The organism is Blautia sp. AF19-10LB, from assembly GCF_003461245.1.
In the GTDB taxonomy this organism is placed as follows: domain Bacteria; phylum Bacillota; class Clostridia; order Lachnospirales; family Lachnospiraceae; genus Blautia_A; species Blautia_A intestinihominis.
This window is the reverse complement of sequence record NZ_QTWS01000001.1, coordinates 197,599-222,193: the sequence shown is the minus strand read 5'-3', so window position 1 is coordinate 222,193 and position 24,595 is coordinate 197,599. Positions and strand designations below refer to the sequence as shown.

24 protein-coding genes, 3 tRNA genes, 1 other RNA gene and 1 pseudogene are annotated in these 24,595 nt (G+C 47.6%); all 29 read right to left on the bottom strand.

Annotation, left to right across the window (positions count from 1 at the left end; translation table 11 throughout):
* Positions 1-165: 165 nt before the first annotated feature.
* The 29 genes and pseudogenes from DWX28_RS01055 to smpB all read right to left on the bottom strand — a co-directional run bounded on the left by DWX28_RS01055 (position 166) and on the right by smpB (position 24,582).
* Entirely contained in the window at positions 166-462 is a 297-nt protein-coding gene (locus tag DWX28_RS01055) for a DUF3847 domain-containing protein (protein WP_117628576.1), read from the bottom strand.
* Between the two features lie 112 nt (positions 463-574).
* Positions 575-1,597, bottom strand: coding sequence for a DUF4179 domain-containing protein (locus DWX28_RS01050; protein WP_055304257.1), 1,023 nt, complete (start codon positions 1,595-1,597; stop codon positions 575-577).
* Complete coding sequence (locus DWX28_RS01045) at positions 1,594-2,154, bottom strand: RNA polymerase sigma factor (RefSeq protein WP_055304255.1); 561 nt, start codon at positions 2,152-2,154, stop codon at positions 1,594-1,596. The genes DWX28_RS01050 and DWX28_RS01045 overlap by 4 nt, the downstream gene beginning before the upstream one ends.
* Before the next feature lie 83 nt (positions 2,155-2,237).
* The gene (locus DWX28_RS01040; RefSeq protein WP_055304253.1) at positions 2,238-2,540 is read right to left on the bottom strand and encodes a hypothetical protein; all 303 of its coding nucleotides are present in this window, start codon (positions 2,538-2,540) and stop codon (positions 2,238-2,240) included.
* A 134-nt stretch (positions 2,541-2,674) separates the two neighbouring features.
* On the bottom strand, positions 2,675-2,890 hold the full coding sequence (locus DWX28_RS01035; protein ID WP_055304251.1) for a transposon-encoded TnpW family protein: 216 nt from the start codon (positions 2,888-2,890) through the stop codon (positions 2,675-2,677).
* A 79-nt stretch (positions 2,891-2,969) separates the two neighbouring features.
* Positions 2,970-4,820, bottom strand: a complete 1,851-nt coding sequence (locus DWX28_RS01030; protein WP_055304249.1) for a recombinase family protein — start codon at positions 4,818-4,820, stop codon at positions 2,970-2,972.
* 54 nt (positions 4,821-4,874) lie between these two features.
* A pseudogene (locus DWX28_RS01025) lies at positions 4,875-5,171 on the bottom strand (VirD4-like conjugal transfer protein, CD1115 family); the annotation flags it as partial.
* Entirely contained in the window at positions 5,168-5,656 is a 489-nt protein-coding gene (locus DWX28_RS01020) for a PcfB family protein (protein ID WP_118251414.1), read from the bottom strand. The gene DWX28_RS01020 and the pseudogene DWX28_RS01025, both read right to left, overlap by 4 nt.
* 6 nt (positions 5,657-5,662) lie before the next feature.
* Positions 5,663-6,562, bottom strand: a complete 900-nt coding sequence (locus DWX28_RS01015) for a DUF6017 domain-containing protein (RefSeq protein ID WP_117515954.1) — start codon at positions 6,560-6,562, stop codon at positions 5,663-5,665.
* A gap of 373 nt (positions 6,563-6,935) precedes the next feature.
* Positions 6,936-7,284: RNase P RNA component class A (rnpB, locus tag DWX28_RS01010), an RNA gene on the bottom strand.
* A 60-nt stretch (positions 7,285-7,344) separates the two neighbouring features.
* Positions 7,345-9,000, bottom strand: coding sequence for a nucleoside kinase (locus tag DWX28_RS01005; protein ID WP_442857728.1), 1,656 nt, complete (start codon positions 8,998-9,000; stop codon positions 7,345-7,347).
* Between the two features lie 45 nt (positions 9,001-9,045).
* On the bottom strand, positions 9,046-9,828 hold the full coding sequence (locus DWX28_RS01000) for a Nif3-like dinuclear metal center hexameric protein (protein ID WP_118251412.1): 783 nt from the start codon (positions 9,826-9,828) through the stop codon (positions 9,046-9,048).
* Positions 9,791-10,534, bottom strand: a complete 744-nt coding sequence (locus tag DWX28_RS00995; RefSeq protein WP_118251411.1) for a tRNA (adenine(22)-N(1))-methyltransferase — start codon at positions 10,532-10,534, stop codon at positions 9,791-9,793. The genes DWX28_RS01000 and DWX28_RS00995 overlap by 38 nt, the downstream gene beginning before the upstream one ends.
* Positions 10,534-11,658, bottom strand: coding sequence for an RNA polymerase sigma factor RpoD (rpoD, locus tag DWX28_RS00990; protein WP_022215535.1), 1,125 nt, complete (start codon positions 11,656-11,658; stop codon positions 10,534-10,536). The genes DWX28_RS00995 and rpoD overlap by 1 nt, the downstream gene beginning before the upstream one ends.
* Before the next feature lie 39 nt (positions 11,659-11,697).
* The gene (gene dnaG, locus DWX28_RS00985) at positions 11,698-13,500 is read right to left on the bottom strand and encodes a DNA primase (RefSeq protein ID WP_118251410.1); all 1,803 of its coding nucleotides are present in this window, start codon (positions 13,498-13,500) and stop codon (positions 11,698-11,700) included.
* 20 nt (positions 13,501-13,520) lie between these two features.
* A complete protein-coding gene (locus tag DWX28_RS00980; RefSeq protein ID WP_118251409.1) occupies positions 13,521-14,528 on the bottom strand; it encodes a deoxyguanosinetriphosphate triphosphohydrolase in 1,008 nt (335 codons plus the stop codon).
* Positions 14,529-14,724: 196 nt separating this feature from the next.
* Positions 14,725-14,809 (bottom strand) — tRNA-Leu (locus tag DWX28_RS00975).
* A gap of 82 nt (positions 14,810-14,891) precedes the next feature.
* Positions 14,892-14,976 (bottom strand) — tRNA-Leu (locus tag DWX28_RS00970).
* A 179-nt stretch (positions 14,977-15,155) separates the two neighbouring features.
* A tRNA-Leu gene (locus DWX28_RS00965) sits at positions 15,156-15,240 on the bottom strand.
* A gap of 115 nt (positions 15,241-15,355) precedes the next feature.
* Entirely contained in the window at positions 15,356-16,624 is a 1,269-nt protein-coding gene (locus DWX28_RS00960; RefSeq protein WP_118251408.1) for a peptidoglycan-binding protein, read from the bottom strand.
* Positions 16,625-16,696: 72 nt separating this feature from the next.
* Positions 16,697-17,617: a phosphodiester glycosidase family protein gene (locus DWX28_RS00955; protein ID WP_118251407.1), complete on the bottom strand. Its 921-nt coding sequence runs from the start codon at positions 17,615-17,617 to the stop codon at positions 16,697-16,699.
* A gap of 27 nt (positions 17,618-17,644) precedes the next feature.
* Positions 17,645-18,934 carry an RIP metalloprotease RseP gene (gene rseP, locus DWX28_RS00950; RefSeq protein ID WP_118251406.1) on the bottom strand — a complete coding sequence of 430 codons (1,290 nt, stop codon included), beginning with the start codon at positions 18,932-18,934 and terminating at the stop codon, positions 17,645-17,647.
* Between the two features lies 1 nt (position 18,935).
* The gene (dxr, locus tag DWX28_RS00945) at positions 18,936-20,078 is read right to left on the bottom strand and encodes a 1-deoxy-D-xylulose-5-phosphate reductoisomerase (RefSeq protein WP_118251405.1); all 1,143 of its coding nucleotides are present in this window, start codon (positions 20,076-20,078) and stop codon (positions 18,936-18,938) included.
* 30 nt (positions 20,079-20,108) lie between these two features.
* Positions 20,109-20,903 (bottom strand): phosphatidate cytidylyltransferase, encoded by a 795-nt coding sequence (locus DWX28_RS00940; protein ID WP_022215543.1) that lies wholly within the window; start codon positions 20,901-20,903, stop codon positions 20,109-20,111.
* 6 nt (positions 20,904-20,909) lie between these two features.
* Positions 20,910-21,617: an isoprenyl transferase gene (locus DWX28_RS00935; RefSeq protein WP_118251404.1), complete on the bottom strand. Its 708-nt coding sequence runs from the start codon at positions 21,615-21,617 to the stop codon at positions 20,910-20,912.
* Positions 21,618-21,702: 85 nt separating this feature from the next.
* A complete protein-coding gene (gene frr, locus DWX28_RS00930) occupies positions 21,703-22,254 on the bottom strand; it encodes a ribosome recycling factor (protein WP_022215545.1) in 552 nt (183 codons plus the stop codon).
* Between the two features lie 29 nt (positions 22,255-22,283).
* On the bottom strand, positions 22,284-22,979 hold the full coding sequence (pyrH, locus tag DWX28_RS00925; protein WP_022215546.1) for a UMP kinase: 696 nt from the start codon (positions 22,977-22,979) through the stop codon (positions 22,284-22,286).
* A 41-nt stretch (positions 22,980-23,020) separates the two neighbouring features.
* Positions 23,021-23,992: a hypothetical protein gene (locus DWX28_RS00920; protein WP_022215547.1), complete on the bottom strand. Its 972-nt coding sequence runs from the start codon at positions 23,990-23,992 to the stop codon at positions 23,021-23,023.
* A gap of 122 nt (positions 23,993-24,114) precedes the next feature.
* Complete coding sequence (gene smpB, locus DWX28_RS00915; protein WP_022215548.1) at positions 24,115-24,582, bottom strand: SsrA-binding protein SmpB; 468 nt, start codon at positions 24,580-24,582, stop codon at positions 24,115-24,117.
* Positions 24,583-24,595: the final 13 nt, after the last annotated feature.

Below are 24,595 nucleotides of genomic sequence, written 5' to 3'. Positions count from 1 at the left end.
AAGGGTAGACAGCGCAAGCTGTCGCAGGGGAAGTGTAGCGTCCCCTGTCTGCGGCAAAGCCGCCAATCGTAGCGCGGGGTAAAATCCCTGTGCTTAAGATAAAGCCCTCGGCAGAGCGCACACGCCCGTTAGGGTGTATAAGTGCGCCCTTAGTGTCTAAGGGATTTATTCAGCGTTCCCGTTCTCGGCTCGTTTTTTCAGATATTCCCGTACCAGCTCACTCGTCAGTGCAAACCTAAGAAGTGCTGCGGCTTCCTCGTCGCTCATGTTCTTTGCTTCCGGCACAATGCTTTCAAAGACTGCGCCTCGGACAATAAGGCGGTGGCTGCGTGTCCGGCGTTCCTCTTGCGACAGCTTTTGCCGCAGCACCTTTTCCCGGTTCTCAAACTGCCGGATTTTCTTTTTTCCGTCCTCGATTTCGGCTTGCAGTTCCTCGCGGGTTTTCTCTCTTGGCTTTGTCATGGTTGATCGCTCCTTTCTGCTCATAGCATAGAAAAGAGCAGCCGTTTTTGTGTGAAAAAGGCTGCTCTCATTGAATTATTTGGTTTGTATTTATATCGGTAACTACGAAAACTTATTGACTTATGCTTTCTAAAGGGAAAGTAACACTCCAATTTCCTTCGATATGTGTATCGCTCGTAACAAAATATCCATATACTTTATATTGGGTTAAATCAACATCTGACAAATCATAAACATATTCCACATACCGTTCTTGATGTTCACTATCAGTAGAAAATGCAATATTTGCGATACAGTGGATTTCCTCTCCTTTGTCATTTTTGAAATAGATATAGCCATGATTATCCGTTTCTAAACTATCCTCGTACTTGACTTGTATATGCAATTTCCCATCCACATATCCCATGGCTGTAATATCTACCTCAGCAATAGGGGAACACAGAATACCTGTTGTTTTCAATGCCTGAAAATTGTTTTCCATTTCATTGTAGTTTGTTCCCCCACCACCCCAAATTTGAGTCGGGGTAATTGTTTTTGGTGTAGCACTAATTTGGGTCAAATCCAAATCTGTCAATATCGCATCATATTCCTGCTTATTGCTCAGCATTTCTCGGACACAAAAAGTAATTTTCTCACCAATAATGTCTTTTTCATTCCATTGTGATATAGAAATTAGGAAAGTGGCGGTTTTTGTTTCGGTGTCATAGCTTATATTTTCACACGAACTGCTACAATCAAAAGGTGTATTGATACTAAAGCTATCAAACAAATCTGTCGTTTCATCAATTCTATCTCCGTCAATATCTTGTACGGAAATAAAAATCTTTGCTTCGCTACCCTCAACATAAGCCGAAATTACTTCAAACTTAATCCCATTATCCTCGCAGGACATACTAACAGGCTTTAACTTTTGGGCAATTGCCGGAGATACCTTGTAGAGTAGATTATAAGCTGGTCCAAAATCTGCTGCCGCTAATGCTGGAACAGACATGGTAAAAACAAGGAGCAAACTGGCTACCATAGCTCCCCATTTAATCCAAATGGGCTTCTTGACCTTTTTCTTATAGTTAAGGGCTTCGTCAATGTATTTGTTGTCAAGCTCGCTCATAGCGTCGGAAAACTTCTTTGCGTTCATATAAAGACCTCTCTTTCAATTAAATATTGTTTCATCTTTTCGCGGATACGGGTCAGCCGGACAGAGACATTTTTCTCTGAAAGCCCCACAACCTCGGCTATGTCTTTGTAGCTGTCAGAAAACCAATAGCGGCGCATGAAAATAACGCGGTTTTCAGTAGTCAGCGTATCTAAAAAACTTTCAATGATACGGGCTAATTCTTTAGCTTCAATTTCTGCTTCTACTGTGTGAGTATCTGCTACATAGGTTTCAATTTCCTCCAAAGCAATCGTGTAATGGCTGCTTCGTTTGGCTGCTTCCTTTCTCCAATAAATTTTGATTGAAATGTTCCGAACGATTTTCAGAACATAGGATAAAAGTGGGTTAGGTCGTGCAGGGGGAATAGTGTTCCATACACCTAAATAAGCGTCGTTTACACATTCCTCTGCGTTCTGCCTACTTCCTACGATATGATAGGAAAGATTGTGGCAGACTGTTCCGTATTTTATATCCAACTCCCGTATGCCTTGTTCTGAACGTTCAAAAAACATTTCTATGATTTTTTCATCCTCTATCATTGCACCGCCTCCTCTCCGGCTTCACCTATATACTACGGTTTTAACGACGAATACTACATCAAATCTCAAACTTTTTCAAAAAATTATACCACACTTCGCGTGAGATTGCTTGCGTTAGCTTTCGCCGCTTCGCTGGCGGCTCTCCGGCGTTGCTCATTGTATGGGGCGGTCAGACGGAAAGAGAAACGCCCCTTTGCAATATCAAACTCCATGCAGCCTGTTTCGTGGTCTGTGTCGGTCTGGTAGCACTCGTCGGGGTACTGCTCGGCATAAGCGGCAAGCCGCTTTTTGAGGTTGGTGTTGTGGGTGCGGATATGGATAAGGGGGTCTTTCTCGTCAAACCATATATCGGTGGTCTTTTCCTGTTTGGTAAGCCCTGTTCTCATGCAAGCTCCTTTCTGCGTCCCTGTTACGCAATAGGGGTGTTTTTCGGGTGTTTTCCTCGGCTCTTGACTTGGGGAAAACTGCGTTTTTGACGATAAAAACCGCCCAAACGGGGAATGTATCGTCGGGGCGGCTGTTATCGCAAGATTTCTGTTTTTTCCGGCTCTTGACCGTCAGACGCAGAAAAACGCAGACTGTCGGCAAGTATCGTTTTCAGCAGCTTGTCGGAGAATGTTTCTGTGGCGTTGTGGTTAAAAAACAGCTCCGCAACAATGGTCTGCCCGTTTCTCTGTGTCGTGATAACTCCGTCCGGTTTGGTCGGCGGGGTGGGTGTTCCTTTCTTTTCTGTCAATAGGTTACTCCTTTCTCCGGGCGTAAAAAAGGGACTTCCCGTAGTTCGGAAAATCCCTCTATGATGTTGCTATTCTGTTTTATGGTGCGGACAGTGCGGCGGCAGCCTGCGCCTTTTTCTTCGCCCGATATTCCCGCGCTTTGATACGGTCGTACTCCCGCCTCTTTTCAAGATTTCTCGCCCGGTATTCTCTTGAATAGTTGCGGTGGTAGGCGCGGCTCTTTTCCTTTCTTGCTTCTTCGATTTCCTCACGCATTTGCCGGATTTCCTGCTCTGTCGGCTCTGCAAGCTGTGTCAGTTCATTTTCAAATCTGCCGATATGGTTAAAATATATCCCGATATGCTGAATAGCCTGTTTCGCCCTTTTCTTGTCACGCTCATGCACTTCAATCCGGCTGATAAACTCGTTGAGGATAGTCGGGGTAAGGTCGGTAAAGTCAGCGTAACGGTCTATCAGCTTTACAAACTTCTGCGCCCGTCCTCCCGCGTTCTCAAAAGCGGATAGCTGTTCCCTAAGCTGTTCAAGCTCGGCTTTCAGTGAGTAGTATTCTTCGGAATACTTCTGCGACATCTGCTCATAGCGGTCTTGTGGGATAGTACCCAGCGCGTTGTCCTCATAAAGTTTATTCAGCACCTTGTCAATCTGTTCAAGGCGCGTCGTGATTTGCGGGATACGCTTCTGCTGTTTCTTTGTCTTGTCGGTCTGCTGCATGGCAAGGCTCTTTTTCACTAAGGCTTCAAACTCTGCCCGGTTGCTGATAGAGTATTCCGCGATTTTTTTCAGCACATCTGCGACGGTCTGCATAAGCAGATCCGCGTCCATGATGTGCGGGGAGCTGCACTTGGGATTTTTGGCTTTTCCCTTGTGGTACTCGCTGCAATAGGCAACATGGCGCTTGCCGCCGTTTCGGTAATCTATGCGAATGTGCATTTTTGCACCGCAGTCTTTACAGAAAAGCAAGCCGGACAGAGGGTGGATTTCTCCGTCCCCGTTGGGGCGTTTGACAGGTGCGTTTTCCAAAATCCGCTGCACATTTTCAAAGTCGGTGCGGTCAATAATCGGCTCATGCACATTTTCTGTGATGTGCCACTGGCTTCTGTCTACATAGTGGTTTCGCTTATCCCGGAAATGCTTTGTGGTCTTGAAGTTGACTACATCGCCGCAATACTCCTGCCGCGTGAGGATATGGGTCAGCGTGGCTTTGTTCCACTTGTAACGGTTATCCTCGTTGAGCGTCTTATTTTTACAAGTTCCCCGCCCGCGGTCTTTCATGTAGAAAGTGGGGGTTGGGATTTGCTCCTGTGTCAGATATACGGCGATTTGGTTTCGGTTTTTCCCGTCCAAAAACAGACGGAAAATAAGGCGTACAACCTCGGCGGCTTCCTCGTCGATTATCCAAAAATCCTTGTTGTCCGGGGCTTTGATATAGCCGTAAGGGGCTTCGGTGGCAATCGGCTTTCCACTCATGCCTTTGGTCTTAATGCCCGTTTTCACTTTCTTGCTGATGTCCTTTGCGTACCACTCCGACATGATATTGATAAAGGGGGCAAACTCTAATGTGTCGGGGTTTTCGCTGTCTATACCGTTGTTGACTGCGATAAAGCGTACATTGTTCCGTCTGAAAATCTCCATAGCGTTGCCAACTTGGAGATAGTCGCGCCCCCAGCGGGTAAGGTCTTTCATAATGCAGACACCGATTTTGCCGCTTTCCACATCTTCAATCATGCGGGAATAAGCGGAACGGTCAAAGAACCTGCCGCTTTCGTCGTCGTCAATGTAGTGGCGGATATTGGTTAGGTGCTGTCCTTTGGCGTAGTTCTCTAAAAAGATTTTTTGGTTCTGTATGCTGTTGCTCTCGCCGCCGTCCCTGTCTTCGTCGCCTACGGAAAGGCGGGAGTAAAGGGCTGTGATTTTATTGTAATTGCTCATGTGCATATCCTCCTGCGTCCATAAAGTCGTTGTTTACAGTTAAGATTATGCACTCCATCGGGCGCTGCCGTATTCAATGCCCTTGCGGTATTTGCGGGCGTTTTTCCCTTTGGCGTACACCGCCAGCCGAACAATGATCGCCCCGGCGATACCTGCCAGCAGGTCTAATAGGTGCAGGCTGGGCGCCGCAGAAGAAAACGCCTCCGTAAAGCCCTGGCTCAAATGCAGAAACTTTTCAGAGGCGTCAAGGCCGGGCGCGAGGCGCACCGCCTGGCAGAGCTTATCAAAGAGATACACGAACAGTAGATATGGGAGGTTGGGGAGCAGCTTTTTCTTCCAGTCAACCGTCATAATTCCACACCCCGGTCTTTGGTCTTGACCTTCTCCCGCTGGCGGTGCTGGGCTTTGGCCTGCTGCTTTGCCTGCTCCAGTTCCTTGCGGATGGAGGGCTTTTTCTCTTTCTCCAGGTTCTTTGCGGAGAACTCCCGGAAGGCCGCCGTGATAACGTCGGCATCCCGGCCCTTGAAGAACACCAGGTAGCGGGGTATCTCGCCGCTGGTGTCCTTTTTCAGCGCGAAGTCAATGCCGTATTTCTTGGCGGTGGCGGAAAAGGCCCGGATGTTTTGGTCGGTGATCTCGATGTTGGAAACGCCGGTGTTGTGCTTCATCAGTTGCCGGAGGGTCTGCTTGCCGTGGTGCAGTTTACTCTTGTGGTCGGTCACGCCTTTCTGCATCTCGTCCAGCACTTTTTTCATGGCCTGTTGCAGCATTCCGGCGGAGAGCTTGGTGGCCTCCACGCAGAGGGCAACGGTGCGCTGGGTGACTTCTTCCTGCATGAGTGATTACCTCCTTTCTCCGCTGCCGTACAGATCGTGGTTCACCAGGGACGCATAGTAGCTGTCGATGGTGGCCGGGGCGTTATACAGGGCAGCCAGCAGATATTTCTTGATGTTGCGGACATAGGTGGTGTTCTCCCGCATACGGTCCAACACATACTCGATGTGAGAACTGTTCAGCTTCAGGAACCGGGATTTGACCACCTCCGCCGGATAGTCGTCCCCGGCAATGCGGATCGTTTCCCTGCGGGAACAGACGGTATCCACCATGAGTTCCACCAGTTCATTCAGCATATCCCGATCCAGCCGGTCATCCCGGCATAGATAGTCATACTCGATATTCTCCAAAATCAGTTCCCGATAGCTCTCTCGCTCCCGCATCCAGTCCCGTCCGGTTCGTTTGGTCTCTGCGGGGGTTTGGGGACTTGATTGGATAGGATTTGATCCTTCCGTACTTGATGAATCAGTATTTGATATTTGGTTACTTGATCCTTTAGTATTTAATTGTGCGGGTTTTTCCTGTTCAGGTTTTCCCAAGACAGGAGAATCCAAGACTGGTTTTACCTGAACTGGATTTTCCCGTTCAGGTTTTCCCGGTTTAGGTTCCGGCGGCCTGGGCTGCTCCAAAATCGTGTACTCGATGCTGCCGAGCCGCCCGTTGGCGTTGCGGACTCTTTCACGGATAATGTATCCCGCATCCTCCAGCTCCCGGACCGTAGCACAAATGCTGTCCACTCCATCCCGGCATATCCGCGCAAGACCTTTGGTGGTGTAGTCCCAATCCTCCGGCAAGGATAGCATGAGGGACAGCAGCCCCTTCGCTTTCAGCGACAGTGCCGTGTTCCGCAGATGATGGTTTGCCATCACCGTGTAGTCGCGGGTTTTCTCAATGCGAAATACCGCCATAATCTCACCTCCCTCCGGCGGTCTGGAAAAGTGTTCGTTTTCGGAAAAAATTCAATTCTGTGCCCACTTGCTTCTCCATGTGGGAAAACCTATGGACACTTGATTTGCATTTCCTACATGAAGAAATACCTTCGATTTCTCACCCCTTTCAATACAGTTTTCCGTGTACTTGATGGAAAGTAAAAACGCCATAGGATTCCCTATGGCGTTTGGGACAGGAAAAGGGTGCTGATATTTCACATCAGCACCCTTTATCCTGCCAGTATTTGATTTTTTGACTTCACATCGTGTTCCTTGCCTCTGAAAACATTGATTTTACTGGACTATCTCATGTTTTCTTATTAGGAGGCGGGGAAATGAGCGTTTCTTTTTTTGTGCGAGCAGACCGATAAGCCGGGTTATGTCGTTGAGTGATCATCTGTCTAGGCCAGCCGTTGCCAGCTGGCTCGAGCGACCCACCTGAAAGCACGACGGGCAGCCGTATTGCTTTCTTTTCGGTCTTGCTTCGAATGGAGTTTACATGTGCCCGTTCTGTTACCACAACGGCGGTAGTCTCTTACACTGCCTTTCCACCCTTACCTCCAAAGGAGGCGGTTTATTTCTGTTGCACTGGTCTGGGAGTCACCTCCACCGGACGTTATCCGGCATCCTGCCCTGTGAAGCCCGGACTTTCCTCGTCTGTACCCTTTCGTCTGTACAGCCGCGATCACCTGGCCTGCTCGCACGAATGCTATTCTAACACGAATCTGCCTTTAAGTAAAGTACAAATTTATTTCACAAGGTCACACATCAAAGCAGCTTCCCCCTACAAACTCCCTAAGAAGAGAATTCCGCGGGATATCATCGCTCGGTACTGCAACAAAATAATCCAAGAATTTGAGAAGGCGTTTCGCCTCCAGATACTCCGGTTCCTTCTTACTGATTCCGAACAGAAGCGGCTCTGCATACAGCTTCAGGCATGCCAGTTCATAGACAAGTGCGGAGTTGAACATCACATCTGCTTCTTCCTGATACGGGAAGATATTTGCTTCCTCTCCTCTTCTTACCGACGGCCATCTGGCGATCGTATCCTTTGCGCTCGTTCCACGTGTTCTTGCATCACGCACGATCCTTCGGATCAGTCTGCCATCTGTGGTCGGAATACGGTTGTGCTTGTCGACATTCAGCTGTGTCAGTGCACTGATGTAGATTTTGAATTTACTTTCTTTCGGGAGGGAATGGCTCAGTTTATCATTGAGTCCATGGATTCCCTCGATAACGAGGACATCATCTTTCCCAAGTTCAAGGAAATCTCCTCTGTATTCCCTGTGACCTGTCACAAAGTTAAATACCGGCAGTTCAATGCACTCTCCCCGAAGAAGTGCCAGCATATCCTCATTAAATTTCTCCACATCCAGTGCTTCCAGGCATTCATAATTTCTCTCGCCATATTCATCCAGAGGCGTATCTTCTCTGTTTTTGAAATAATTATCTACGGCGATCGGATGCGGCTTCATGCCATGTGCTGTGAGCTGGATCGACAGACGATGCGAAAAGCTGGTCTTTCCGGAGGAAGACGGTCCTGCGATCATAATGAATTTTTTGCTGCCGTCCTCCACGATCTGCTGTGCGATCCTGGAGATCTTAGCTTCCTGGAGCGCTTCCTGCACCAGAAGGATGTTCCGCACGCCCTCACTGGTAATGCGGTCATTCAGATCGCCGACATAGGAAATATCCATTTTCTCTGCCCATTCCTGGGATTCCTTCTGCACCTGGAAGATTTTTTCCTCCGGAGCAAACGGCGGAATCACGGATGGATCCTTACGCTCCGGCAGTTCCAGGACAAAGCCCTCATCATAAAGCTTGAGGTCAAAATATTTCACATAGCCGGTATGATCTGCCATATATCCATAGAAATAATCCTCATAGTTTCCAATATTATAGATATTCACCTTGGAAACACGGCGGTACCGGAACAGCTTCTCCTTGTCATACATGTGATGATGGTGAAACAGTGCGATCGCCTCATCTGTATTGACGGAACGCTTGCAGATCGGCACCTTTGCATCTACGATCTCATGCATCTGTGTTCTGACCTGATCCAGAAAGTCCTGATCCAATCCTGCAAATCCAGTCATTGTAAAATAATAGCCGGAGCCAACGGAATAATGGATCTCCACCTTCTCGACCGCGTCCTTGCCTGCCACATCGTAGATTGCTTTGAGCAGTACAAGGCAGGCACTTCTCTTGTACGTAGAAAAGCCAATATGGTCTCTGGTAGTGACAAACTCTACCTGGCAGTCACCCTTGACCCTCTTATGAAGCTCCCGAAGTCTCCCATCCACCGTGACCAGTATGATCGGAGCCTCTGTATCTTTCTGGTATTCATTGACAATATCCCTGTAGGAAGTTCCACAGGGATATTCTTTCGTTTCGCCATTGATCGTTACTTTTGCCATATTCTCCATAAAAACCCTCCCGTTTTTATAGTTATAGTTCGATATCTACAATATCGTATACGGGCTTTTTACTTTTGCACATGTGATCGGAAGTTCCGGGAAGTTTTCGCCGAGCTTCTTTTTCATGGCATCCATAAAAATATATTCTGTGCCGTAGTGACCGGCATCGATGACCGCCAGTCCTGCTGCCACTGCATCAATTCCTGTATGATGGTCAATATCACCGGTGACATACACATCCGCACCTTTGGCGAGCACGTCTGAGATCATGCTCTTGCCGCTTCCTGTACAGATCGCAGCTCTGTGCACCGGCTGCTCAAGATCTCCATAAATCTTAACATCATTCAGCGAAAGCGCAGCCTTTACAAATTCTCCGCATTCTCTGAGGCTCATCTGCTTCGAAAGCATGCCGACACGGCCCAATCCCTCACAGCGGTCCCTGGTCTCCTCTGTCACAGAAAGAACTTCCCGCTCCTCAAGTTTCAGATAATCTGCACTCAAATCTGCCATGCCAAGGACATCATAATTCGTATGCATGGCATAATAGCAGATATGATTCTGGATCAGGCGCATGATCCTCCTTCCGGTGAAATCATGATTGTTGATCTTTTTGATTCCACTAAAGATCATCGGATGATGCGTAATGATCATATCTGCCCCCGCCTGGATCGCTTCTTCCAGAGTTTCCTCCGTCAGATCCAGTGCAAGAAAAACATGAGAAACTTCTGCCTCATCATCACCAACCAAAAGTCCTACATTGTCCCAGTGTTCTGCTGCTTTTGCCGGATATTTATTCTCCAGCCACGCTGTCAGTTCCTTTACTTTCATATCGGTCCAGGGCAGCCAGGATTAGCTGCCGCTCCTCCTCAACTTCTTTTTTGCGGTTTACTGCGCTCTCCCCGGAAGCTTCTTTGAGCTTCTCAAGGATCTCCTCATGGATCCTGAGCTCTCTTTCCAGGAATTTCTCAAGAACCGGATGCTTTCTCTCAAGAAGGATTTTTCCAAACATTTCCTCCTGCGCGCTCCACACCTCAGGCTCCGTTTCCGTATTTCGTTTCACCTTCATGATCGGATAAAACTTACCGTCCTCAAGGATCATCTCTTCTTCTATGATATGGAATCCATTCTCCAGAAGAAAATGCCTGAAATGTGGAATATCTGACTGCGGCTGAAGGATCATTTCCTGAAAATCATCCCAGACGCTTCTGCCATCGTTAAGGATACGCTCCATCAGAGGACCGCCCATGCCGGCAATGACAAGGGTATCTCCCTCGCCATGTCCGATATCGGCAAGTCCGTCACAGCGTCTTGTCTCTATGTAAGAGCCCAGTCCGTACTGTTCAATATGCTCGTGCGCACGAGACAACGGTCCCTCCGCAACATCTGTTGCGATCGCGCTTGGAATCCTGTTCTCAAGTTTCAGGTATACCGGCAGATATCCATGATCACATCCCACATCTACCAGCCGGTTTCCTTGTGTCACCAGATCGGCGATCGCGCCAAGTCTCCTGGAAATCTGTACAGATGCGCCCATCAGTCCAGATAATCCTTCAGTTTGCGGCTGCGGCTCGGATGACGCAGTTTACGCAGTGCTTTGGCTTCGATCTGACGGATACGCTCTCTTGTAACGTTGAATTCCTTACCAACTTCCTCAAGGGTACGTGCACGTCCATCGTCCAGTCCGAAACGCAGTCTCAGGACTTTCTGTTCTCTCTCGGTAAGAGTTCCGAGAACTTCGATCAGCTGTTCCTTGAGAAGAGTAAATGCTGCTGCATCTGCCGGTACCGGCACGTTGTCATCCTGGATGAAATCTCCAAGGTGGCTGTCCTCCTCCTCACCGATCGGAGTTTCCAGAGATACCGGTTCCTGAGAGATCTTGAGGATCTCACGTACTCTGTCAACATTCATATCCATCTCTTCTGCGATTTCTTCCGGGGTAGGTTCACGGCCTAACTCCTGGAGTAACTGACGGGAAACGCGGATCAGCTTGTTGATAGTTTCTACCATATGCACAGGGATACGGATCGTTCTTGCCTGGTCAGCGATCGCTCTTGTGATCGCCTGACGGATCCACCATGTTGCATAAGTACTGAATTTATATCCCTTGCGGTAATCGAATTTCTCAACGGCTTTAATAAGACCTAAGTTTCCCTCCTGGATCAGATCCAGAAACAGCATTCCACGTCCTACATAACGCTTTGCAATGCTGACTACAAGACGAAGGTTAGCTTCTGCCAGACGTTTCTTGGCATCCTCATCGCCCTGCTCCATACGCTTTGCAAGCTCGATCTCCTCATCTGCTGTAAGAAGGCTGACTTTACCGATTTCCTTGAGGTACATACGGACAGGGTCTTCAATGCTGACACCTTCCGGTACAGAAAGATCGATCTTATCCAGTTCGATCTCTTCCTCATCATCCAGCTTGTCCAGCTCTGCATCATCGTCCAGCATCAGGCTGTCATCATTGCCTGAAATACGGAGCACATCGACTCCGCTGGCTTCCAGGAAATCGTATACCTTTTCCATCTGTTCAACTTCAAGAGGCTGGTCTTTGAAGAAATCACTGATCTCCTGGTATTCCAATACGTTCTTTTTCTTTTTTGCAAGCTCCAGAAGCTCAACCAGTTTTTCGCTGAATTTGCCCATATTCATTTCCATAGGTGCTTATTCCCTCCATATAGTGTTTATATTTTATCCTTATTCAAAAGAAATATGCAGATCCCGGCGTTTTCGGCCGAGTTCCTCTAATTCTTTTTTTGCTTTGATGATTTCCTGAAGTCCCGCCATATCCGTGGGATTCCAGTTGCGGTTTCTTTCTGCAAGACTCTCTGTCTTGATCCGAAGAAGCGTGTCGGCAAAAGCCTGATCCTGCTCCTTGGGAGTCTCCAGATGGATCGTCGCATTAAACAGCGATGCAACTTCTCTCTGCTCTTCACTGTCTGTGAAACTGTTCAGGAGTCTGGCCGGATTTACCTCGCCTTCTTCCCTCTGAGAAAAAAGCATCTGCGCTACTTCCCTGTACAGGGGAACCACAAAGTCCTCCGGTGTCAGATACTGTGCCACTTTGTCAAAGATCTTAGGATAGGTGACGATCCAGGTCAGCATCAGTTTCTGCGCCTGATCAGAAGCACTGTCCTTCTTTTTCTTAGGTGCACCTTTCTGACTTTTCTTTGGCTGGATGCGGCGTTCTGCCGGTGTGCCCTTAAGAGCCAGTGTATTGACTCTCTTACGGAGATCCTCCACGCTGATACCGTACTGACCGCGGTACTTCTTAACGATCGCCTCGATATAGAGGTTCCGCTCCAGTTCATCCTTCAGTTCCAGAAGCATCTCTGCACAACGTTCAAAGAAACGGTTCTGCCCCTGCGGCTCCTCCATCGGGAACTCGCTCTCTGCAATACTGACCCGGAACATAAAGCTGTCCGACGCCTGCTCAAGCCGTTCCTCAAAAGCTTCCGCTCCAAGGTTCTTGATAAATTCATCCGGATCCTTATATGGCCGCAGATTCACAACTCTGGAATTGACGCCAGCTTCCCGCAGGATCGGGATCGCACGGAGCGCCGCACGGACACCTGCCTCATCACTGTCGTAGAGAAGCAGGACTTCCTGCGTATAACGCTTCAAAAGGCTGGCATGACCGGAAGTCAGTGCCGTTCCAAGCGAGGCCACTGCATTCGTAAAACCTGCCTGGTGCATGGAAATCACATCCATGTATCCTTCACAAAGAATCAGATATTTCCTCCTCGTTGTCCTCGCGACATTAAGTCCGTACAGGTTACGGCTCTTGTCAAAGATCTTGGTCTCCGGGGAGTTCAGATACTTCGGTTTGCCGTCACCCATCACACGTCCGCCAAAACCGATCACACGGTTATTGACATCCATGATCGGAAAGATCACACGGTTCCAGAACTTATCATACATCCCATGACGCTCGTCCACATTAAAAAGCCCGGATTCCCGAAGCCGGTCATCACCGTAACCCTTGGACTTAAGGAACTGATACAGTCCACCGCCGAATTTGTCCGAATACCCAAGCCCGAACTTACGCATCGTCTCCTCACTGAGTCCGCGCCCTGTAAGGTACTGATACCCCTGCGCGCCCTTCTCTGTACGGAGCTGATAGTAGAAATACTGCGCGGCCTGCTTGTTGATCTCCAGAAGCTCTGCGCGCTCCTGTGCCTTCTCTCTCACTTCTTTGGAATACTCGATCTGGGGAAGTTCCACTCCCGCACGGTCAGCCAGATGTTTCAAAGCCTCACCAAACGTATAGTTCTCATATTCCATGATAAAATTAAAAACATTCCCACCGGCTCCGCAGCCAAAGCAATAATACATCTGCTTCCCCGGTGTTACGGAAAATGAAGGTGTCTTCTCATTGTGGAAAGGACATAACCCAAAATAGGAACTGCCCTTCCTGGTTAATTTCACATATTGGGATACCACATCTACAATATCATTCTTCTGACGTACTTCTTCAATGATATCGTCCGAATAACGCATTGCCCATCCTCCTCTGCTGCTTAATAGCCTTCCCAGGACTTTGGTATGTATATCTGCCGGAACTTCTCCATGGAATACTGGTCTGTCATACCAGAAAGGTAATCACAGACCGCCTGGGATCCGGGCTCTCCTCGCTTCATGAGTTCCTGATATTCCCTGGACATCTGTTCCGGGTTCTCGATATAATATTCATATAGTTTCTTAAGCATTCTGACTGCTTTGTGTTCTTCTCTCTTTGCCTCCGGATGCGTATATACATTCTGGAACATAATCGTCCGAAGATCCATCAGTGCCGTGAAAATTCTCTCCGACATACAGATATGGTCTCTCTCAAGGCTGTTCTCTATGATATCATGCACAAAAGTATTCAGTCTCTCCCTCGTTGTATACCCCAGAAGTATCCGAAGCGTCACAGGGATATCATCTTCTGTCAGGATACCTGCTCTCTGTGCATCATCCATATCATGATGGATATAAGCTATTTTGTCGGAAAAGCGGACAACCTGTCCTTCCAGTGTCGCAGGACTGCCGCTGAGCCGATGGTTCAGAATGCCATCCCTCACTTCCCATGTAAGGTTCAGTCCCTCACCGTTCTTCTCCAGGATCTGCACGACACGAATACTCTGACGGTAATGAGTAAAACCACCCGGATGGATCTCATCAAGCGCATGCTCCCCCGCATGCCCAAATGGTGTATGTCCAAGATCATGTCCGAGCGCGATCGCCTCCACCAGATCTTCATTCAGGCGAAGTGCCTTGGCTATCGTGCGTGCGATCTGCGATACCTCAAGTGTATGCGTGAGCCGGTTCCTGTAATGGTCCCCGTGCGGTGCAAGAAACACCTGTGTCTTATCTTTCAGTCTGCGAAATGCCTTGCTGTGGAGAATCCGGTCACGGTCTCTCTGATAAACGGTCCTGACATCGCATTCCTCCTCGGTGCGTTCCCTGCCTCTGGAATGAACGCTGCACGCCGCATATGGACTCAAAAGTTCCAGTTCCTGCTGTTCCATCTTCTCCCGTATATTCATAGGCACTACCTCCACAGGTGCAAAAACACTATGGTTCACAGTAACGACAAAATACCCTATATTAATTATATTCTACATAATGTTTCAAATTCCTCTTTTTTTCAAAAAAAATTTCTTTTTTTGTATCGGCAGAACATTATGGAGTTATCTGCTATGGCATAAAAAAAACTCCTGATTTAACAGGAGTTCTCTCTCATGCGGAAGATGGGACTTGAACCCACACAAGCGCAATGCTTACAAGATCCTTAGTCTTGCTCGTCTGCCAGTTCCGACACTTCCGCATACCGCATTTCTTGGAAACAATTGCTTCCTCGCGATAGATATTAATATAACAAAAGGTAATGTAAAAGTCAATACCTTTCATGCGGAAGATGGGACTTGAACCCACACGAGCGCAATGCTCACAAGATCCTTAGTCTTGCTCGTCTGCCAGTTCCGACACTTCCGCATATCGCATTTCCTCGGGAATTCTTTTGCTCTTCCCTCGCGACAAGTGGTAGTATATCAAATGCTATCCATATAGTCAATACCTTTTTTTAATTTTTTCAATTTTTTTCTCCGCTTTTTTCAGTGGATTTCCGGGTAGCAAAAAGCCCTGTACCTTCGTAGATACAGGGCTCTCTTTCATGCGGAAGATGGGACTTGAACCCACACAAGCGCAATGCTTACAAGATCCTTAGTCTTGCTCGTCTGCCAGTTCCGACACTTCCGCATATCGCATTTCCTCGGGAATTCTTTTTGCTTTTCCCTCGCGACATGTAGTAGAATACCAGAAACAATTGGCAAAGTCAAGCCTTTTTTTGAAATTTTTTCGTTTTTTTGTAAATTTAATTCAATTCTGCAATCCTGCTGACCGCAACGTAGATTTCCTGGATCTTATACCAGGTCGGATAATCGGTGATACCGGTCTCAGGAAGCCCGAAAACGTTCTGGAATTTCTGTACAGAAGCTTTTGTCTGCTCTCCATAGATTCCGTCCACGCCCACTTTCGGCACTGCCGGATATGCTCCGGCGATCACATTTAACTGTTCCTGCATCTGGCGGACTTTTGGGCCTGTCGCCCCGATATTGAGATCATATCCCGGCCAGGACGCCGGAATCCCTGATACTTCTTCTGCAACATTGATATATATATCACTTCCATAGAAATATCTGAGGATTTCGATCGGCGAATATCCCTGGTCTCCCAGAGCCTTGCTGCCCCACTGCGTCATCCACCCGCGATTACGGCACTGCACCTGACGCCCGTCACAGTACTGGGTCAGGATTGGCTGTCTCACATCCGGTCTGGACAGATAATTTTCAAAAAGTTCATCCACGATCCTGGAAATACTGTCAAAAATATTTCTTCCCGGGATCCATTTGTGGTCGTAGGCTGTGGATGAAGTGATCGTGAAGTCTTTGCCTTTGTTCCGGTACCACTCGGTATAGACACGGTTCAGGGTAAATGACATGATCACCAGTACATTTGCCCGGATCGTATCGTCCGGCCAGGTCGCATAGATTTCGCTGCTCGCTACATTTTTGATGTAATCTTTGTAACGCACATAATAGTCCCTTGCTGTCGTATCGTTCACGGAACCATCATGGACAACGATGTATTCCGGGATCACTACGCGGCTCAGAACGATCTCGCCGCTTTCATCCACAGGCTTTACTTCTGCTTCTTCGATCTTCGGCGGGTATTCGCCCCACAGAGTATGAGGTCCGATCACAAGCCGCTCAAACGAAGCATTTGCCTGAAAATTAACGCTGACCGTCTGCTGGGCAAGGACACTCGGAAGCACCTGTGTCCCGGCAACCTCGGAATTCTCAAACCCTTCCGCTTCCACCTGAACCGTATATTCCGCATATGGCTGCTGCTCCGATGGCTCCATGCTGTACTCCAGCGGCGGTGTTTTTACTTCCAGGACCGGCGTCTGCCCGGACGAATCCGTCCTGACCTCCTCGATCGTCTGACCACTCTCCCCGGTATACGAGATCCTGACCAGTGCATTCTCCACCGGTCGTGTCCCGTCTGCCGTCATCACTGTTACTTTGAGCCCGCCCTCATCAACGTTCTCCTGCTGCGCCCGGATATCTCCATAAGATCTCATTCATTTCTCCTGCTAAAAGCTCTCAGGATAGTTTATGCCACAGGAGCGTAAAACAGCACAAAAATCGGGAGACTACCATATAGAGTCTCCCGATGAGCTTATCATTCCTTCATTCTCATGTACAACAATGTCTTTTCCCTCAGAGCCATTACCCGCATCCACAAAATAGAGGATATCTCCGCAAGCTCTTTCTTTGCCGTTGTCGGTCAGGGTATTCAGCACTTTGCCTTTGAATACCAGGGTTGCGGAACCTCCGCCGTCAAGATTGTATGCATAATCACATCCAAGATCTGTAAATACCTGCTGCAGTTCCTGATATGTCATTCCCTGAGAACCGCCGTATCCCTTACCATCTACAACCACCAGATAATAGTCGCCGGGATTTACCATCCCGACTGCTGCTCTCTGATATCTGGAAGTCTGGTGGAACTGTCCGGAAATCTCACTTGCTTCACCATTCTCCACAAGCGTCGGTCCAAAACAGTATGTATCCTGCACACCACGGTTCAGAAGATCCTTCGTTGTCATTCCCGCAGCAGCGGTAAACATCCCGCCGTCTTCTGTTACGCAGAAGATATTTCCATTGGAATAGACATCATTATAAACTATGCCTTTCTTGATCATCGTCTTGCCAGGTGCAGGTTCGCCCGAACCATAGGAAAACGCACTGCCATTGATTCCAATGATACCATCATGTGCAGCAAGCTCCTCCGAAGTTGTCTTGCGCGGATTACCATAAATTCCACCACATAGAGCAGATTTCAGCTGTTCGGTACTGAATGTCTGCACATGTGCTACCCAGTATTTCGTATAACCAGTGTCCTTCTGCTCTATATTTACTTTGAGAGTATCTGTTTCATAATTCAGGTCATCATTCGTATAATCTGTATTCTTCTGCTGTTCTGCTGCCAGGGTCATGCTTTCTGGATAACAGAAACCACTGCCGAGGAACAGTCCTGCCAGCATGAGCGATGCCAAAATTTTATTTCTCATAACCTCAATACCACTTCTGTAACTATATCAGAAAATCTTCATAATATCATTATACATGACCACGACCATCAGTGCCATCAGAAGCATCAGCCCCGCAAAATGGACCATACCCTCGATCTCTCGGTTGATCGGTTTGCGGCGGACTGCTTCTACGATCAGAAATACCAGTCTTCCTCCGTCAAGTGCTGGAAGAGGCAGAAGGTTCATTACACCAAGGTTTGCCGACAAAAGGACCGCCATGTTGAGCATATTCATCCAGAGCATCAGCGCGCCCTCGCTCTTGCTCTCCTCATAAGTGGTTCCGATCGCATCCACAACCCCCACCGGGCCGCTCAGATCCTTAAAGCCGAGGCCGCCTGTAACAAGCTGTTTCAGACTCAGAAGTGTAGTACGGATCATATATTTCACTTCCAGGGTACCATATTTCAGCACTTCAAGCCCGTTCGCCTTCTGATATCCCAGATTATAGGAAAATCCAAGTACCGGTGTGCGGTATTCCTGCGGCGTGATCGTTGCCGTGTAATCCAGTCCGTCACGCACATAAGTAATCTCCACCGGCTCATCTGAAAGCGGGTGCTCCTGAAGGTAAGCATCATATGCTTCTCCATCCGCAACCTCTGTTCCGTTGATCGCCGTGATCGTATCTCCCGGCTGAAGCCCCGCCGCTTCAAGAGGCATTCCCTCGATCAGAGATTCTACTGTCATCGAAGATGCATCCGAACGGTTAAATCCAAGAAGATATCTCACCGAAACATCCGGTGTATACTGGATTTCCTTCGTTTCGCCATCGCGGCGTACTTTAAGTGTAACTGTATCTCCCTCATTGAGTGAGTTCAGATAACTGTACACATACAGATCCTTCGCCAGATCCACATGGTATCCATTGTATTCCGTGATCACATCGCCTGCCTCAAGTCCTGCCTCTGACGCGGCAGAATCCTGCTGTACTTCCACGATCTCTGCCGGATCATAACCGACAAAACCGACAATGATCACCGACAGGATAAATGCCAGAATAAAGTTAAAGACCGGGCCTGCCGCCACGACAGAGATCCTGCCCCATACCGGAGCCGCATTAAAAGATCCCGGAAGTTCTTCCTCTGCCGTATCCTCGCCAACCATGGCACAGGAACCGCCAAGAGGAAGTAATTTCACAGAGTAACGTGTCTCTCCTTTTTGGACACTGAATAATCTCGGTCCCATTCCAAGAGAAAACTCCGTCACACTGATCCCGTTCAATTTCGCCAGGAGAAAATGTCCCAGCTCATGTATCAAAATGATTGCACTGAAAATGATGATCGCAATCAGAATCTTCAATTTACCACCTGCTTTCAATCCACTGATAAGTCTCGTTTTCTACTGCCAGAATATCCTCAAGCTGTGGATGCTCGATCTTTATATGTCTTTCCATAGCCTGCCCGATAATATCATAAATATCCAGGAACCGGATCTCACGGTGCAGGAATTTCTTTACTGCCAGTTCATTCGCCGCGTTAAATACGGTCGGCATGGAACCGCCCTCTCTGGATGCCTGGATTGCCATCGGAAGTCCCAGGAAGGTCTCCATATCCGGTTCCTCAAATGTGATCTGTCCAAGTTTCGCAAAATCAAGCCGGTCTCCCGCAAGATATCTTCTATGAGGATAATAAAGCGCATACTGGATCGGAAGGCGCATATCCGGTGTTCCAAGCTGGGCGATGATTCCTCCATCCTTGAACTCTACCATGGAATGGATCACACTCTGCGGCTGTACAACAACCTGGATATGATCCAGATCCATACCAAAAAGCCACTTCGCCTCCATGACCTCAAGCCCTTTATTGACAAGAGTTGCGGAATCTACAGTGATCTTCTGTCCCATTACCCAGTTCGGGTGTTTCAGGGTATCCTCCAGGGTCACATGCTCCAGATCAGCTCTCTTTCTTCCACGGAAAGGTCCGCCGGACGCTGTGATCAGAAGTTTATGTACTTCTTCCTTATGTTCTCCGTTCAGAGACTGGAAGATCGCGCTGTGTTCACTGTCCACTGGCAGGATCTTCACACCATATTCCTCTGCCATCGGCATGATCAGATGTCCTGCAGTTACCAGAGTTTCCTTGTTTGCCAGCGCAATATCCTTACCTGCACGGATCGCCTCGATCGTAGGACGGATCCCAAGCATTCCCACGATCGCGGTAACAAGGATTTCCGTCTCCGGCATTGCTGCCAGTTCCAAAAGTCCGTCCATACCGGACACTACCTTCGTATCTGTATCCTGGATCTTCTGTGCCAGATCTCTGGCTGCATTTTCATCCCAGACTGCCACGAGCTGCGGAGAAAATTCCCTGACCTGCTCTTCCAGCTTCGCAATATTCCGTCCTGCGCTGATACCAAGGACTTCAATATCGCCGTTTGCGCGCACAACATCCAGTGTCTGTGTTCCGATAGAACCTGTTGAACCTAATATCGCAATTTTCTTCATAAAAACAGAGTTCCTCCATTCATCTGAATTTTATAAACCAAGGATCATCTTCGCAAGATAAAAGATGATCGGTGAAGTAAAGATCACACTGTCAAAACGGTCAAGGATGCCTCCATGTCCCGGGATCAGCTTGCCGTAATCCTTGATGCCGCGATTTCTCTTGATCGCAGATGCAGCAAGATCTCCTACCATAGAGATCAGTGCACCGACTGCACAGATCACTGCATATTCCACTATCGGTCCATGAGTCACAGCCGCATAGATCGCGCCAAGTGCTGCTGCTCCCACAACACCGCCGACAGCTCCCTCGACGGATTTCTTAGGGCTCAATACAGGTGCCATCTTGTGTTTGCCGATCAGCATTCCCACGCAATAGGCACAGGTATCACATCCCCAGGAGCAGAGGAAGATCAGCCATACAAGGAATTTACCTCCCTCAAGATTTCTCGTAAGGAAAATAAAGGAAAGCATGACTGCCACATAAACGATTCCAAAAAATGCTGACATCACCTGATCCGCTTCATATTTCGGATATGTAAACACATATACAAACATCAGAAGCACCAGTCCCAGAAGGACTGCCATCATTCCGTATCTCTCAAATCCAAGGAGCAGAGAAGCATAATACAGGATCGTCCCCAGATATCCTGCGAGTTCCAGAAGTCCTACGCCATCCTTATGGACACCCATTGCCTTATAAAGTTCCTGGATTCCAAGAAGAGAAACACAGAGCAAAGTTACAAAAAGTACATATCCTCCACTGATGATCGTCAGAAGTGCTGCAATCACCAGAAAGATACCACTGATCAATCGTGTCTTAAACATCTTTATTTACTCCTCCTTGACCCCGCCATATCTGCGGTCTCTCTCATTATATTTCTCAATTGCCTTAATTAATTCTTCCTTATGGAAATCTGGCCACGGAACATCTGTGAAATAAAATTCTGTATAAGCCAGCTGCCACATAAGAAAGTTGGAAAGTCTTAATTCTCCACTTGTGCGGATCATAAGATCCGGATCCGGAACTCCGACAGTATCCAGATAATTCTCAAAGCATGACTCATCGATCGCATCCGGAACCAGTTTGCCGTCTGCCACATCCTGAGCCAGTTTACGCACACCTCGCACGATTTCGTCACGGCTTCCATAATTCAGTGCAATCTGGAAATAAAGCTCATCGTAATCCTTGGAAAACTCCTCAAGCTGGCGGATCTTCTCCTGAATATCCGGCGCAAACGCGGATGGATCACCGATGACCTTGACACGCATATGGTTTTTCTCTGCGCTTTTCATGCATTTTTTGAGATAGCTTCGGAACAGCTTCATCAAGCCCTCTACTTCTTCTCTGGATCGTTTCCAGTTCTCTGTCGAAAAAGCATAGACCGTCAGGTATTTTACGCCAAGATCCTTGATATCATCACAGATCGTCTCCAGATTCGCACATCCCTTGATATGTCCGTATCCTCTCGGCATCCCCTTTGCCTTCGCCCATCTGCCGTTTCCGTCAAGAATGATAGCTATATGATTTGGTACTCTCATATGTTTCTCCTCTTATTTCTTTTTATGCAACAGAAAGAGAGCCTGTTTCCGGCTCTCCCTCTCCTCATTCCCCACCTGACCGGGATTATACAGTCAGGATTTCTTTTGCTTTGGTATCTACTGCTTCATCGATCTTTTTGACAAATTTATCTGTCAGTTTCTGTACAGCATCCTCAAGGTCTTTGATCTCATCCTCGGAAACGTCCTGCTTGCCAAGTTTCTTGAATGCATCGTTTGCATCACGGCGGACATTGCGGACAGCAACTTTGGCAGCCTCACCTTTCTTCTTGACATCCTTTACCAGCTCTTTACGACGCTCCTCTGTGAGCTCCGGAAGTACCAGACGGATCAGTTTACCATCGTTGTTCGGGTTCAGTCCCAGATCAGATGTAAGGATTGCTTTCTCGATTCCTTTGATCAGGCTTGCTTCCCATGGCTGGATCTGGATCATACGTGCCTCCGGCACTGTGATGTTTGCCACCTGCTGAAGCGGTGTCGGGCTTCCATAATAATCTACGGTGATCTTGTCAAGAATATGCGGGTTTGCACGTCCTGCACGGATCGTTGTCAGTTCCTCCTCGAAGCCTTTCAGTGTCTTGGTCATTTTCTGCTCATATTTCTGAACTCTTTCATCCATTTGTCAAATCTCCCTCTTGTAATTTTATTTTATACAGTTACCTTGGTTCCGTTGAATTTACCATGAACTGTATTGATGATGCTGTTCTCTTCCTCAAGGCCAAAAACAAGCATTGGCATTTTTTGCTCCAGGCACATGATAGATGCTGTAAGGTCCATAGCTGCCAGTTTCTTGTCAACGACTTCCTGAATGCTGATCTCATCGTATTTCACAGCGTTCGGGTTAACCTTCGGATCGCTGTCATAGATTCCATCTACGGCTTTGGCAAGAAGGATCGCCTCTGCCTCGATCTCAACAGCGCGAAGTACGGTTGCTGTATCTGTAGAGAAATACGGATGGCCTGTACCGCCTGCGAAGAACAGAACCTTGCCCTGTGCAAAGCCTTCCTCTACTGCATCTTTGGAATAGAGGCTTGTAAATGCGCCGCATTCGAACGGTGTAAAAATCTCTGTGCGAAGTCCCAGATATCTGCAGATATCAGATACATAGATGCAGTTCATGACTGTAGCCAGCATACCGATCTGATCTGCCTTATTGCGGTCGATGGTCTCACTGGTACGTCCTCTCCAGAAGTTTCCTCCTCCGATCACAATACCTACCTGAGTTCCCTCTTCTACAATTGTGCGGATCTGCTTTGCAACAGCGATGACTGTAGCCTCATCAAATCCTTTCTTCTCTGCTCCTGCCAGAGCCTCTCCACTTAATTTCAGTAAAATCCTCTTCATAGTTATTTATCCTTTCCTCCGATGCATCTGCATCAGTATTCTTACCATACGCCTGTAACAACTTCGTTTCCATCGGCATCTACAGTTGTTGAAACCGTGAAGTTTCCGTAATAATAATAACCGCTTGTGCCATTATCCGGGTCTTCGTCATATTCTGATGAATTGGAATCGCCAATCGCTGAAACCAGATCATCCAATGATCTGCCAATATATCCCTCTGCTGTCCGAATCGTAGAATCTGTCGGACTTGTATTATCTCCGTCGTCACCGTTATTACTGTTATTGTTGTTATCATCCGGATTTGGTGCCTGTGTCGGATTGGCTGTGTTATCAGAATCATCCGGTGCCTGCGTCGGATCGGCTGAATCAGATGGATCCGGAGTCGGTGTCACATCTTCTTCGCTATCGGTGTCAAGACCAAGTCTCTTCTTCACTTCATTCAGAGTAGATACTTCTTTACTTCCAGTTGTTGTAAAATACGTTGCATAAGGAATCGAATCTTCTCCCTCTCCGTCCATTCGAAGAGTAATCTGCTTCATAGATGCCAGTGGCAGTTTTCTGAAGAAACATTCGTTTGCATCTTCATCTGTGTAGGCGATACGAATATCGTATGTGCTTCCTGAAGAAGATGGCTTCTCATAATAATAAACTGCATTCTCTCCATTCTTAAGAGTGAACATACCATTTACAAGATCATCACCCCATTCGTCAGCAGTGTCCTCATCTGCATCATCAGATGGCGTCTCTCTGATATAGATAGATGCAATCTCTGAACCGGTGCGGTTTACAATAGCAACCTTGGAAGCTGTTGCTGTCTTTTCACCGATTACATTTTTCTCCGTTGTCTCTTCCATATTTACAAGTTCTATCGTAACCGTAGGTGTCGCCTGAGGAGTTTCAGTAGGCGTTACCTGGACTGGTGTCTGTTCCGTTGTATTCTTCTTGCCACAGCCTGATGCAGCTATTGCCAGCACAGCAAGCCCTGCAATGGCCAAATAACGTTTTTTGAGCATATCTATTCCCTCCTGTTTCCTATTACGTAATAGTCCTATGATGTCATTATTATTTAACTTAATTATACAGAGTCTCAGATTCTTGTCAACTAAATGTCCCAAAATTCATACAATTTTTAAAGTTACAGATTTTTAACCTTAAACTCTCTCTCAGCTTCTCTTCGCTGGTCTTTCTTTGCAATATCCTGTCTCTTGTCATAGAGCTTCTTGCCTCGCGCCACACCAACTTCAACCTTTACCAGACTGCCCTTGAAATACACCTTGAGAGGAACCAGCGTGAGACCTTTTTCCTGAAGTTTGCCCTCGATCTTGTTGATCTCATGTCTGTGAAGAAGAAGCTTCCTGACACGCAGAGGATCCTTGTTAAAGATATTTCCCTTCTCATAGGGGCTGATGTGCATTCCATAGATATATACTTCGCCTTTTTCTACACGGATAAAAGATTCCTTGACACTGCACTTGCCCATACGAAGGGACTTTACCTCTGTTCCTGCCAGAGAAATACCGGCTTCATAAGTGTCCTCTATAAAATAATCATGAAAGGCTTTTTTGTTGTTGGCGATCAGTTTGATCCCTGTTGCTTTCGCCATAAAATTCCCTCCT